Consider the following 12,443-nt stretch of genomic DNA (forward strand, 5'->3'; position numbering starts at 1 on the left):
AATTTGACTCGATGCGACCTATCAGGGTCATTCTCGTTAGACGGATGATCTAAGCCGCCTCGTCACAAAAGGGGCATTAAACTACTTTATGTAGCGAAATGATGACAGCCAGTATGAGGATTGGAATGAAGCATATGCTCTCGGCTCTGGCGACGATGCAGGTGGCGGTGATAGGGGCAGCCATGGCCGCCGCAGCCTCCCCGCCCGCGCCGCGCGTGGTTGCCCATCGCGGCCGGACGGATCTGTCCGAGCCGGAAAACAGCCTGCGGACAATGCGCCACAGCATCGCGCAGGGCGTGACCATGGTGGAGATGGACCTGAAGCCCGGCCGCGACGGTACGCTCTATCTGCTGCATGACGAGGATCTGGACCGCACGACCGACGGCCATGGCCTGCTGGCAGCCCTCGCCGATGCCGACGCCGCGCGGGTTCATCTGAAGGATGGCACCGGACGAGTTACTGACGAAACGCTGGTATCCTTCGACTCCGTCGCGCGCTGGGCTGCAGCGGAACCGCGCGCCCATCTGATGCTGGACATCAAGAAGACGTCCCCCGCAGCGATCATACCGATCGTCCGCGCACACAGGCTGACCGATCGGGTGCTGGTCCTCACCTTCGATCCGGCCATGGCGCGTGCCGCGTTCGCCGCCGATCCGGACTGGCGGGTCTCGGTCTTCGTGCCCGATATCGACGCATTCTCGACCTATCGGGCGATGGCCGGCGGCCATCCGATGACGGCCTATATCCCGACCTTTGCGCCTGCCTCCCTGTTCCGGGCGGTCCATGCGGCTGGCGTGCCGATCGTGACCGATGCGATGATGCCGGTTCCCACCGGCACGCTGGACGATCATGCCCGGAAGGCAGGAAGCGGCGTCTATCGTGATTATCTCGCCGGCCGGCCGGTCGACATTTTCGTGAGCGATCGCGCCACCCACGTGCTTGCGTCCCGCTAGCGGGCGTGCACAGGTTGGCGGGCATGCGGCCGCATCCCCTTCCCTCCCCGCTTTCCACCAATGAACGGCAGATTCTGGATCTGATCCGGCGGCGGGAGACGATCCCGCGCGCGCGCATCGCCAATATCACCGGGCTCACCAGCGCCTCCGTGACCCGCATCACGCAGGGCATGGAGGAGCGAGGGTTGATCGAAGAGACCGAGGCGACCCGCAACGGACGCGGTCAGCCGGCCAAACCGCTGCGGTTGCGGGCGGCGGGAGGCTGCGCCATCGGTCTCAACTTCTCTCACTCCACGGTCGATGCGGTGCTGCTGGATCTGGCAGGCAACATCCGCGCCGTTATCGACGCCCCGCTGGCCAATACGGCACTCGAGACGATCGTCGAAACCTCGCAAAGCCTGTGCCATGATCTGCTGGCTCGCCATCCGGGAATCGGCGCGGCGATGGTCGGCGTCGGTGTCTCCGTGCCTGGCTATCGGTCTGAACGGCCCGACCGGTTTGCGCTTCATCCCACCTTTTCGTCGCTCCTGACCCGCAATCTGACGGAGGAGTTTCGCGGCTCGCTCGCCCAGCCCGTGATGGTGGAGCGCGATGCGATCAGCGCGGCGGTTGGCGAGAGCCTGATCGGACATGGCCGCAACCGGACGAGCTTCGGCTTCGTCCATCTCGGCCACGGCATCGGCGGCGCGCTCGTCCAGAACGGCGCCCCTATCTACGGAGCGCACGGCAATGCCGGTGGCATCGGCGATCTGTTTCCGCGTGATCGCCCGCGCCCGTCGGGCAGCGATTTGATCGAGGCGCTGCGGGACGCGGGGCTCGACGTGAGCGACTTCCGCGATCTTACCGCGTTCGTGCCGGGCATCTGCGATCCGCTGGATCGCTGGATCGAGCGGGCGGCGCGGGAATTGCGCGATGGGCTTGCCCTGTTCGCGCGGATCTTCGATCCCCACGCGATCATTCTCGGCGGTCGCCTGCCGCTGCCGATCTGCGAGCAACTCGTCCAGCGGATCACGGATCTGCCGCAACCAGCGACCTACACTGACAACCTGCCGCAGCCGGAGATCAAGGTCTCAACCCATGGGCCGCTTTCCGGCGCGATCGGGGCGGCCTGCCTGCCGTTATACAGCCAGTTCTTCCTGCTGTAGACTAGGCGTCCTGCCACGGCCGGCCTCGCGGACCAAGCGTTGCCAGAGCAGCACGCTGCCGATGGCGCCGCCGACGATGAGGGTCAGGATCGCCGACCGGCTCGCCGCTTCGCCTGCTACATACCCCTCCAGCACCCGGCCGGTCAGCCAGCCGCCGACGACCATGCCCATCTTCGCTGCGAAGGCAAACAGCGCGAAGGCGGTGCCTCCGCTCCGCTGGTCCGGGTCGCCCGACCTGCGGACACGCTCCGCCAGCACGTGCCACAGCAGCGTTGCAGATGCCGACAGGCTCGCCCCGTAGAGAGACGTCGTCGCCATCCGCACGAACGACAGGCCCGGCAACCATAGTGAAATCAGCGCCGTCACGACCAGCAGGGACATGGTCACCGCGAACCGGGATTCCTTGAGCCCGGTGGTCACGCGGGCGACCGCCAACGGCCCGATCGTCATTCCTACCGTCAGCGCCACCATCAGGATCGGCGTGCCAGGAGACGGCGTGAAGATCAGCAGTCGCGCCAACAGATAGAGCAAGGCTGCATGCAAAGCGATGCCAAGCGCGAGCAGCAGGAATCCCTCCGGCAGATCAGTCTCTACCGGAGAGCCGGGAGACGATACCGCTTGGCGCTCCCCGGATATCGCTGCCAGATGGTCCGCAGAGAGGATAGCCAGGCCAGCGACGATGCCGGCGAGCAGGGCCTCCCGTCCTTCGAACGGCATTTGGTAACGGCCGATAATGGTGAAAGTCAGGCCCGCCGTTGCGAGACGTGCTGCCGCGCCCATCGCCGCGTTCAGGGTGACGAGCCGCCGCACGCCGCCGGCATCGCCCGGCAGCCACGCCATCAACATCGCTTGCGGCACGGCGACGCATTCGAAAGTGACCCTGAACAGGATGCTCCAGACGATCACCCAACGCGCATCGTGGACGGGCAGAAACTGCAGGACGAAGAAGACGCCGCAGAAGAGCATTGCATAGCGCTGCCAGGCGAGAGCCGCACGACCTCGAATGCCAAAGCGGCGCATCACCCAGCCGACCGCCAGATCGCTGACCGCGCCTGCTCCGGCGACGATCGCCAGCAGCAAGCCAGTCAGTTCTCCCGCCAGATCCAGTTCGGCATGGGCGTGGAAGCCGAGTACCATGTCTGAGAAGCACCAGACGAGGCTACGGAAGAACGCCGCCGCCGCGAACCAGCGGACATGGGATGCGCCCCCGAAACGGGCTGAGCGGCGTCGCCACGGGATCATCGCGCCCGCCTATCCGAACAATGCGGCAGGATTCTTACCTATGTAGGCCATTCGAGTTGCGATGCGGCCGAGATTTCCGCGCACGACATGCCGGGCGTCGCCTGCCCGTTCGATCCTAAATGTCGATCGGGCCCAGGGTCAGCCCCCGGACAATGGAGACTGCTCTCACCAGAGCGGCACCTATCGGAGGCGCGAACTTCTGCGGCGACCGGCGCTAGATTAGCGGCCTTCCGCTGCAGGATAGCCGCCACAAAGACCCAGGATCCGACAGTCCGAGCCCTCTATCGACTTCCCAACTTCGGCCGCTCGTTCACCTCTCTGGCGGCGGGCGCGTTTGCGCGCGCCATCGAGGAGCTTGACCGAGGACGTGGCGCGATCACCGCTCCCATCCTGTTTCCCGCTCTAGAATATCCGTTTCAGCAGACCTGCGTTGGTCTTGCAGAGTCTGCCGCAGCCGCGTTCTCCACGGCATCCGCGAACGCCGGCTCTTCTCGCCGGACCGACGCGCGCCTATCGCGTGTCGGCGATGACCCATTTGGAAGATCTTGCGGTTCTCGTCCGCATAGAAGCTTCGGGCAGCCTATCGCAGGCGGCTCGTGATCTCGGCATTTCGCTCACGGTCGTATCCAAGCGGCTTGCCCGATTGGAACAGATGCTGGGCGCTCGACTGGTCAACCGATCGACCCGCAGCGTAAGTCTCACGGCAGACGGCCAGACTCTGCTTCCCCGCGCTCTGGATATCCTCGCGCGCGTCGAGGAGGCACAGGCTGCCGTCCAGTCCGGTCGCACCGAAGCCTCGGGCATTCTGCGCGTCACGGCGACGGTGGCTTTCGCCTGCGGACAGATCGCTCCGAGACTGGGTCGCCTGATGGCGCTCAACCCGGATTTGCGGATCCACCTCCTGTCTACGGACAAGATGCTGGATATCGTCGAGGACAATATCGACGTGGCGATCCGGCAGGCGATCCTGCCCGATTCCAATCTCATCTCCCGCGTGATCGCTCCGGACCGGCGCGTGCTGGTCGCATCGCCCCTTTATGTCGATCGTCATGGCGCGCCCGAGCGACCGCAGGATCTGGCGCATCATCGTTGCATCGTTCTCGGCGATCCGCCGGTGACGATGTGGCGCTTCCAGCGTGGCGGCACCAAGATCACGGTCGAAGTGGGCTGGACGATGCTCGCCAATGATGGCGCCGCCGCCCATGCCGCCTGTCTCGGCGGCGCCGGCATCGCGCTCAAGTCCATCTGGGATTCGCGCGAGGACTTGGAACAAGGTCGGCTGATCGAATTGCTGCCGGGCTGGACCGCCCCCTCGATGCCGATCCGAGCCGTGTTCGCATCGCGCGGCCACCAACCAGCCCGTATCCGCGCCTTCACCGACTTCCTGCAGGAAGAATTGCGCGCGGAAGTCCTCAAACATCCGACGATCGAGTTCGCGCTGGATCGATCCTTCGCGATTTGACGGAACACAATCTCCAAATCGAGAAGGATGCCGGTCTGGCAAGCTGAGAGCCGCAGGCCTATGGCCCCCCGGCCCTTTTTGGGCGAGACAAGATCAGGACACATTTCATGGACCAGACTGCGGCGGTGCCTGCAGCGTCTTCGCTTTCGCTGAAGCGACGCAGCCTTTTTCTCGGCATCGGCACCACCGCCCTGATGGCCGGAATGGGCCTGAGCATCGCCACGGCCGCTCCCTCGTCCGCCGGTGCGCCCAGCACCGCCTTCGTCGAGATCAGCCGGTTCGTGACCGGATCGCATCTCGACGATGCCAGTGCGGTCGGCCGCGCGTGGGAACAGCTCGTGAAGCTGGATGCGGACTTCCCCGATGCCGTGCAGAAGCTGTCGGACGCGATAAAGCAGGCGCAGCTGGCCTCGATGGCGGCCTTCATGGCCTCGCCGCTCGCCAAGAATGACGCGCTGACCAAGACCGCCTCCACGATCGTCTCGGCTTTCTATCTCGGCTTCACCGGCACGCCCGTCGCGCACCGCGCCACCGACGATACCGGCTTCGTCACCTTCGCCGGCGCACTGATGTGGCGCCCGACGATCGACAATACGGTAATCCCCACCTTCGCGCGCGGCGGCACCGATTACTGGGTCCAGCCGCCCGCCGGCATCCCCGTTCCGAAGGGGCCGCAGGGCCAGCCCGAGTGGCAGGGCTCCGCCTCCTCTCCGAAATCCTCGAAAGCATAACATGGCAGAGACCTATGATGCCGACGTGATCGTCGTCGGCTCCGGCGCTTTGGGCTCCAACGCCGCCTATGAGTTGGCCAAGGCCGGCAAGTCCGTGATCCTGCTGGAGGCGGGCATCCGCATCCCGCGCTGGAAGATCGTCGAGAACAGCCGCAACAGTTCGCGCCGCGACAATTACAATGCGCCCTATCCGAACATGGCCTGGGCCCACACCTCCTATGAGGAGGAGTATCTCGAGAATACCGGTCCGTTCGATTTCCGGCCCGGCATGCTCAAGCTCGTCGGCGGCACCACCTGGCACTGGGCGGCGGCCTGCTGGCGCTATCTGCCGAACGACATGAAGCTGAAGACGCTCTATGGCGTCGGGCGCGACTGGCCGATCGATTATGATACACTGGAGCCTTACTACCAACGCGCCGAGGAAGCGCTCGGCGTGGTCGGCTCGAACGAGCAGGATCAGAGCGGCCAGGGCGGCTCGGCTTTCCCGCCGCGCTCCAAGCCCTATCCGTTGCCGCCCGAGGGCAAGACCTATCTGTTCCAGCGGATGGAGGCGCGCCTCTCGCCGCTCGGCTTCAACTTCGTGCACGAACCCAATGCGCGCGTGACCGAGCCCTATGACGGTCGCCCAGCCTGTGCGGGCAACAACAATTGCATGCCCGTCTGCCCGATCGGCGCCATGTATTCCGGCAATTTCCACGCCGATCATGCCGAACGCGCGGGCGCCAAGCTGATCGTCGACGCCACCGCCTACAAGCTGGAGAAGGCCGCCGACGGCAAGATCGCGGCGGTCCACTACAAATCCTCCAAGGGCGACGATGTGCGCCTGACCGCGCGCTACTTCATCGTCGCCGCCAACGGCCTCGAGACGCCCAAGCTGCTGCTGATCTCGGACGTCGCCAACTCGTCCGATCAGGTCGGGCGCAACCTGATGGATCATAGCGGCATCGGCATGCACTTCCTGGCCGACGAGCAGCTGTGGCCCGGTCGCGGTGCCGTGCAACAGGGCGGCATCTTCAACCGTCGCGATGGCGAGCATCGCAAGCATTATGCCGCGATCAAGCATGCGCTGGCCAACAACGCGCCCAATCCGGCCGTCACCGCGCGCCTCATCAAGATGGGCGTGATGGGACCGGAGCTGGACCGCCGCATCCGCGACGAGGCCTCGCGCTGGGTGGACGTCTCCACCGTGTTCGAAATGCTGCCCCACGCCACCAATCGCGTGCAGGCCCATGCCGCGCGCCGCGACGCGCTCGGCATCCCGACGCTGACCGTCCACTATGATTTCGACGATTATGTGCGCGCCGGCCGCGCCGTGGCGGTCGATGACTTCCACACCTTCGCCAAGACGATGAACGGCGAGATCATCGACATCAGCGACGGTTTCCAGAATCGCGACCATATCATGGGCACGGTGCTCATGGGCGCCGACCCCAAGGACTCGGTGGTCGACGGCGATTGTCGCACGCACGACCATTCGAACCTGTTCCTGGCGACCACGGGTGTGATCCCGGCATCCGGCGTCATCAATCCCACGCTGACCGGTGTCGCGCTCGCGATCCGGGCGGCCGACATCATTGCGCGAGAGATCTGAGCCCATGCGTATCTCCGCTCTTCCTCTCACCGTCTTCGCCGGTTTCCTGCTCGGCGCGCCGGCCCTGCAGGCGCAGGCACCCGATCCGCAGATCGCGCGCGGCGAATATCTCGCCCGCGCCGGCGATTGCGGCGCCTGCCATCGCGAGCCCGAGGCCGGTGGCCCGGCCTATGCCGGCGGCTATGCGATCGCCTCGCCCATGGGCGATATCGTCGCGCCGAACATCACGCCTTCGAAGACGGCGGGCATCGGCAACTGGAGCTTCGCGGATTTCGATCGCGCGATGCGGAAGGGCGAGCGACCCGACGGCGCCAAGCTCTACCCGGCCATGCCCTATACCGATTATCAGGGCCTGACCGATGGGGACATGCACGCGCTCTACGCCTATTTCATGAAGGGCGTGGCGCCGGCGGACAATGTCCCGGCCAAGACGAAGTTGCCCTTCCCGTTCAATCTGCGTTTCATCATGGGCCCGTGGAACTGGATGTTCCGATCGGACAAGCCGTTCAAGGCGACCGAGGGGCTCAACCAGCAGGCGCAGCGCGGCCAGTATCTGGTCGAGACGCTCGGCCATTGCGGATCCTGCCACACGCCGCGCAACCTGCTGATGGCAGAGAAGGGCGATCAGGCCCTGTCCGGCGGCGAGATCGGCGGCTGGCATGCCCCCAACATCACCTCCGATCCCGTCAGCGGCGTCGGTGGCTGGAGCCAGGACGAGATCGTCACCTATCTCCGCAACGGCCATGTGCCCGGCAAGGGCGTCGCCGCCGGCGGCATGGGCGAGGCGGTCGAGCATTCGCTGCGCCATCTGTCGCAGGACGATCTGGCCGCGATCGCGGCCTATCTGAAAGCCGGCAAGCCGATCCGCGATCCGCGCGAAACCCGCCCGGCCTTCGGCTGGACCGGCCGGGGCCCACTGCCCGTCTCCGCTTATGAGGTGGGCGACAAGCAGGATCAGGCCGCGCTCGCAAACAGCAGCACGACCGATGGCGCCACACTGTATGCCGACGCCTGCGGCGCCTGCCACCAGCTGAACGCCAAGGGCACGAAGGACGGCTTCTATCCGTCGCTTGCCAACAGCACCGCGACCGGCGCGATCAATCCGTCGAACCTGATCATGACGATCCTGACGGGCGTGAACCGGGAGGGCGCCGACGGCCATGCGTTCATGCCGGCCTTCGCCGCCGATCTGAACGACGCGCAGGTGGCCGCCGTCGCCAATCACGTTCTGACGCGCTTCGGCCGCCCCGATACGAAGGTGACCGCCGCAATGGTCGCGGAAGCCCGCCAGGGCGGCGCGAAGCCACTGCTGCTGAAGATCATGCCCTGGCTGTTCGTGGCGGGCGCGGTCATCCTCGTCCTGATCGCAGCGGGCGTCATCCGCCGCCGCGGCGCCGCCGCCCGCCGTTCGGGCGCAACGGTCTGATCGACGTGCTGCCCTTCTCCGTCGATCAGGGCGTTCACGAAATGGCGGAAGAAGTCGTGTGGCTATTGAACAGCCCCGCACGGCTTGTCACGTCGCAGCGCAGGGATTTCCGGCTGATCGAAGGCGATACGACACGACCGCTCCGGAAATAGTGGCGACGAAAAAATGCGTCGAGTTCGTCTGAACGGTGCTCCGACCGGCTCGACCCAATTGCGGACGTTCAACAACCCCTATCCGCTTCCCGAAATCGGACATTCGTTAATCCGATACGTATCACCGACGCTAAAGCTGCGCTGCGTCGAGCTCGGGGCTTCAAGGAGTTTCAATCAGGCAGATCTCCAAGCAGTTTCCCCATATCAATTTCCGCCTCACGCGACTGGAATCCGCGTCCGATCGCATCATGAATGCGGCGCTGGGCGGTGGTCTGGGTCACACCTTCACCAAACAGATCGGAATCGCGCCGGAAATCCTCGACAGGCGCGAGCGAGATTGCATTGACCCGCTCTTTTACGATGACGTGACCAGAGGCGGGCATGCGTGCGATGCGATGCGCGAGCCTCGTGACGAACGATCCAATCTCGTCCTTGTCGAGGCTACGATTGAGCCAGCCATAACGCTCGGCCAGATCGGCGTCGTAATCGTCGGCGCTCAGCAGGATCTCCAGCGCACGGCCGCGCCCGAGCATGCGGACAAGATGCTGCGCGCCACCCCCGCCGGGGATCAACCCGAACCCAGCTTCATTCTGCGCGAGTATCGCCCGGCCGCGCGCGCCGAAGCGCATATCACAATTGAGGACGAACTCGCTGCCCGCGCCACGCGCACGGCCTTCGATCTGGGCGATCGTGACTGCCTTCGTCTCGGCAAGCCTGCGGAACAGCAGCGCGATCGAAGCCTCACCCGTCAGCTTTGCCGCTTCCGCCCGATAGGCATTCACCTTCGTGACGTCGACATGCGAGATGAAGAAGTCCGGATCGGCGCTACGGAAGACCGCGACACGGTAAGGCTCGCCGCGATCCAGCACCTCGATCAACGAAACAAGATCTCGCACGAGTTCAGGCCCGATCAGGTTCATCGGCGGCGCATCAATGGTGACGAACAGGACGGCGCCCTGGGCTTCCAGTCGGAGAGTTTGATAGTCGTGCATCGATAGACTCCTCGCCCAGTGTATCGGCTCAGCGGCCCGTTGCGGATGTCAGGGCAGCCCGGTCGGACATCACGGCGCGCGCGAAGGTGCGGATAAGATTGGCGATTGCGCCCGGCGCTTCCAGCGGCGAGAGATGGCCTACACCCGGCAGCAGGTGAAGCTGTGCCTGCGGAATGCAAGGCAGAAGTTCGCGCCGAAGAATCTCCGGCGGATCGACGCGGTCATTCTCTCCAGAGATGACGATCGTAGGACTCTCGATCTGCGATACCAGGGTGGCGATGTCTTCCTGGCTGGTGGCAAGCGGCCATGCCTCGGTCGCCGCCGGAACACCGCACAAGCTGTCCGCGATCACCATCTCAAGATCACCGGCGCCAAGGCCATCCGGGGCCAGCGCCTGCTCGACAGTCGTGATGATGCTCTCACGCGTCGCATAGGCGCTTACCATCGCTCGCCGCACGTCCCCTGGTAGACCGAGCGGAGAAGGCGGAGATGGAGCGACCAGAACCAACCCCTTCAGCCCATCGGGCCTCTGGGAGGCGATCAGTTGCGCGACCTTCCCGCCCATCGAGTGACCGACGAGGATATAGCGTTGCAGTCCCAGCGCCGCGATCACACCCATGGCATCCATCGCCAGATCTGCGAGCGCGTAGCCGCTGTTCGGCTTATCGGATTGCCCCCACCCACGTTGATCGATGGCGATGGTTCGGAAGTCGGCCTCCAAGGCTTCGATCACATGATGCCAGGTTCGCGAGGAGCCACCCCAATAATGCAGGAAGACGAGAGCGGGCACGCCCGCGCCTCTTTGCCGCACATGAAGTTCGATGCCGTTCGAACGGATGAACATGGCGCGTCTCCTCGGGATATCGGATCAGGCGGCAGCACTCAGGATGAAGTCGGCAACCGCCTGCGGCTGCGACAGCATCGGAACATGGCTGCTATCGACGTGCATGATGGTCGCGTTCATCCGCGTCGCCATGCGCGCCTGCTCGACGGGCGGGATCGCGTGATCCTGATCGCCAATCATGTAGAAGACCGGCCGATCGCGCCACGCAGCTGCAGTCAGTGTACCGCCGAGCGCAGCACCGTTGATGGGGCCCTGCGTCGCGTAGACTGCAGCTTTCTCACGCTCGTCGAGATCCTGCGCGAACAGATTGAAGGCACCATCGTGGCTCAGCTTCAGGAAGCCTTCAGCATCGGGGCGTAGTTCGGCTGCGAGCGGCGCCGTCTCGAACTGGGCGAACAGCGAGCCCGCGGACTCGCCGGCATCGGGCGCGAAGGCGTCGATATAGACCATGCGGGCGACCTTCGGATCATTGCCCGCCTCACCGATCACCGCGCCGGCATAGCTGTGCCCGACTAGGACGACCTCGCCTTCCGCCAGAGCAATCGCGCGGCGGACCGCAGCGACGTCGGCGTCGAAGGCCGTGAGAGGAAGCTGAACCGCCGTCACGGTCATACCTTGCGCCGCCAGCAGCGGCAGGACTTTCACCCAGCTTGAGCCATCGGCCCAAGCGCCATGAACCAGAATGATGTTGGAAATTTTCGCCATCGTCTTGCTCCCACGGAATGAGCGAAAGTCCGCTCGCTTTCGGTGGTGCCGATTTAAGCACTGTTCTTTCTGTCAGAAATGACATAGAAAACGCATATTCTGCCATGATAAACTGCCATGATCGAAGCGGTCGCCCTGCGTGTCATCTGGTTCGTCGTTTTCCCGGGCTTCGAATTGCTCGATCTTGGCGGTCCGCTTTGCGCGTTCAATCTGGCGGTCGACTTTCACGCCGGCCCCTATGAGATCCGGATCGTCTCGACCTCGGACGGCCTCGTGCGGGGCTCCTCAGGCGTTGCGATAGATACTGTCCGCCCGGATGAGAGCGGCCATATCGACACACTCATCGTCGTCGGGGCCTCGACGATCGACGCGCTCGAAAGCCAACCAGACACGGTCGCCTTTCTCCGCGCAGCAGCCCCGCGCGCCCGGCGCATCGCGAGTATCTGCACGGGCGCATTCCTGTTGGCGGAGGCTGGCCTGCTCCACGGTCACCGCGCAACGACGCACTGGCGTTACGCGGGGGAACTGCAACGGCGCTATCCTTCGCTGAAGGTTGATGCGGATCGCATCTTCATCCGCGAAGACGAGGTCTGGACCTCGGCCGGGATCACGGCCGGAATCGATCTCGCACTCGCGATGATCGAAGAGGATTGCGGCACCGAGACATCCAAGATCATCGCCCGCGATCTCGTCGTCTATCATCGACGCAGCGGCGGACAGTCGCAATTCTCAACCTTGCTCGATCTGGAGCCACGCCCCGGTCGCATTCGCGAAGCGCTCGCCTATGCGCGGGCGCATCTTCGCGAACGGCTCTCGGTCGAACGGCTTGCCGATGTGGCCTGCATTAGCCCGCGCCAGTTCGCTCGGCAGTTTGTCGCCGAAACCGGAGAGACACCGGCACGTGCGGTCGAAAGGCTCCGCTGCGAGGCCGCGATCCCGCGTATAGAAAATTCAAGTGAGACGCTCGACCAGATCGCACTTCACGTCGGTTTCGGCGATCTCGAACGAATGCGTCGGGCGTGTTTACGTATCTATGGGCATCCCCCGCAGGCTTTGCGTCGGCAGCGGCGAGGCTGATTGTTGGTCGGCGTTCGCGGTGACAAGCAAAAGCCTTGGGGCTGGTTTCGGAAATGCAGCTGGGAAGAGGGAGCCGCAAAGTCTCGGCCCGCACCTGTACAGTAACTCCACGGACGTCGAGAC

General features: G+C 64.6%; 11 protein-coding genes. 7 read left to right on the plus strand and 4 right to left on the minus strand.

Translation table 11 applies throughout. From position 1 onward, the window contains the following. Positions 1–125: 125 nt before the first annotated feature. Both HL653_RS21365 and HL653_RS21370 read left to right on the plus strand, forming a co-directional pair. Positions 126–953 carry a glycerophosphodiester phosphodiesterase family protein gene (locus tag HL653_RS21365; RefSeq protein ID WP_171746285.1) on the plus strand — a complete coding sequence of 276 codons (828 nt, stop codon included), beginning with the start codon at positions 126–128 and terminating at the stop codon, positions 951–953. Between the two features lie 23 nt (positions 954–976). Continuing rightward, positions 977–2,098 carry an ROK family transcriptional regulator gene (locus HL653_RS21370; RefSeq protein ID WP_171746286.1) on the plus strand — a complete coding sequence of 374 codons (1,122 nt, stop codon included), beginning with the start codon at positions 977–979 and terminating at the stop codon, positions 2,096–2,098. On the opposite strand, the gene HL653_RS21375 is transcribed toward HL653_RS21370, so the two are convergent. Next, complete coding sequence (locus tag HL653_RS21375; protein WP_171746287.1) at positions 2,072–3,340, minus strand: hypothetical protein; 1,269 nt, start codon at positions 3,338–3,340, stop codon at positions 2,072–2,074. The two genes, HL653_RS21370 and HL653_RS21375, sit on opposite strands and share 27 nt — an antisense overlap. Positions 3,341–3,866: 526 nt before the next feature. Between HL653_RS21375 and HL653_RS21380 the strand changes: the two genes are divergently transcribed. The 4 genes from HL653_RS21380 (at position 3,867) to HL653_RS21395 (ending at position 8,550) form a co-directional block, all read left to right on the plus strand. Further along, positions 3,867–4,802, plus strand: a complete 936-nt coding sequence (locus HL653_RS21380) for a LysR family transcriptional regulator (protein WP_171746288.1) — start codon at positions 3,867–3,869, stop codon at positions 4,800–4,802. A 107-nt stretch (positions 4,803–4,909) separates the two neighbouring features. After that, positions 4,910–5,533 (plus strand): sugar dehydrogenase complex small subunit, encoded by a 624-nt coding sequence (locus HL653_RS21385; protein ID WP_171746289.1) that lies wholly within the window; start codon positions 4,910–4,912, stop codon positions 5,531–5,533. A 1-nt stretch (position 5,534) separates the two neighbouring features. Next, a complete protein-coding gene (locus HL653_RS21390) occupies positions 5,535–7,124 on the plus strand; it encodes a GMC family oxidoreductase (protein ID WP_171746290.1) in 1,590 nt (529 codons plus the stop codon). A 4-nt stretch (positions 7,125–7,128) separates the two neighbouring features. After that, on the plus strand, positions 7,129–8,550 hold the full coding sequence (locus HL653_RS21395; RefSeq protein ID WP_171746291.1) for a cytochrome c: 1,422 nt from the start codon (positions 7,129–7,131) through the stop codon (positions 8,548–8,550). A gap of 322 nt (positions 8,551–8,872) precedes the next feature. Here the strand turns inward: HL653_RS21395 and HL653_RS21400 are convergent, their stop codons facing one another. The 3 genes from HL653_RS21400 to HL653_RS21410 all read right to left on the minus strand — a co-directional run bounded on the left by HL653_RS21400 (position 8,873) and on the right by HL653_RS21410 (position 11,243). Beyond that, positions 8,873–9,622: an enoyl-CoA hydratase/isomerase family protein gene (locus HL653_RS21400; RefSeq protein WP_253717234.1), complete on the minus strand. Its 750-nt coding sequence runs from the start codon at positions 9,620–9,622 to the stop codon at positions 8,873–8,875. Between the two features lie 100 nt (positions 9,623–9,722). Then, positions 9,723–10,538, minus strand: a complete 816-nt coding sequence (locus tag HL653_RS21405) for an alpha/beta fold hydrolase (RefSeq protein ID WP_171746293.1) — start codon at positions 10,536–10,538, stop codon at positions 9,723–9,725. Positions 10,539–10,562: 24 nt separating this feature from the next. Beyond that, a complete protein-coding gene (locus tag HL653_RS21410) occupies positions 10,563–11,243 on the minus strand; it encodes an alpha/beta hydrolase (RefSeq protein WP_171746294.1) in 681 nt (226 codons plus the stop codon). Between the two features lie 117 nt (positions 11,244–11,360). Between HL653_RS21410 and HL653_RS21415 the strand changes: the two genes are divergently transcribed. After that, the gene (locus HL653_RS21415; protein WP_171746295.1) at positions 11,361–12,320 is read left to right on the plus strand and encodes a GlxA family transcriptional regulator; all 960 of its coding nucleotides are present in this window, start codon (positions 11,361–11,363) and stop codon (positions 12,318–12,320) included. Positions 12,321–12,443: the final 123 nt, after the last annotated feature.

The organism is Sphingomonas sp. AP4-R1, assembly GCF_013113735.1.
In the GTDB taxonomy this organism is placed as follows: Bacteria; Pseudomonadota; Alphaproteobacteria; order Sphingomonadales; family Sphingomonadaceae; genus Sphingomonas_I.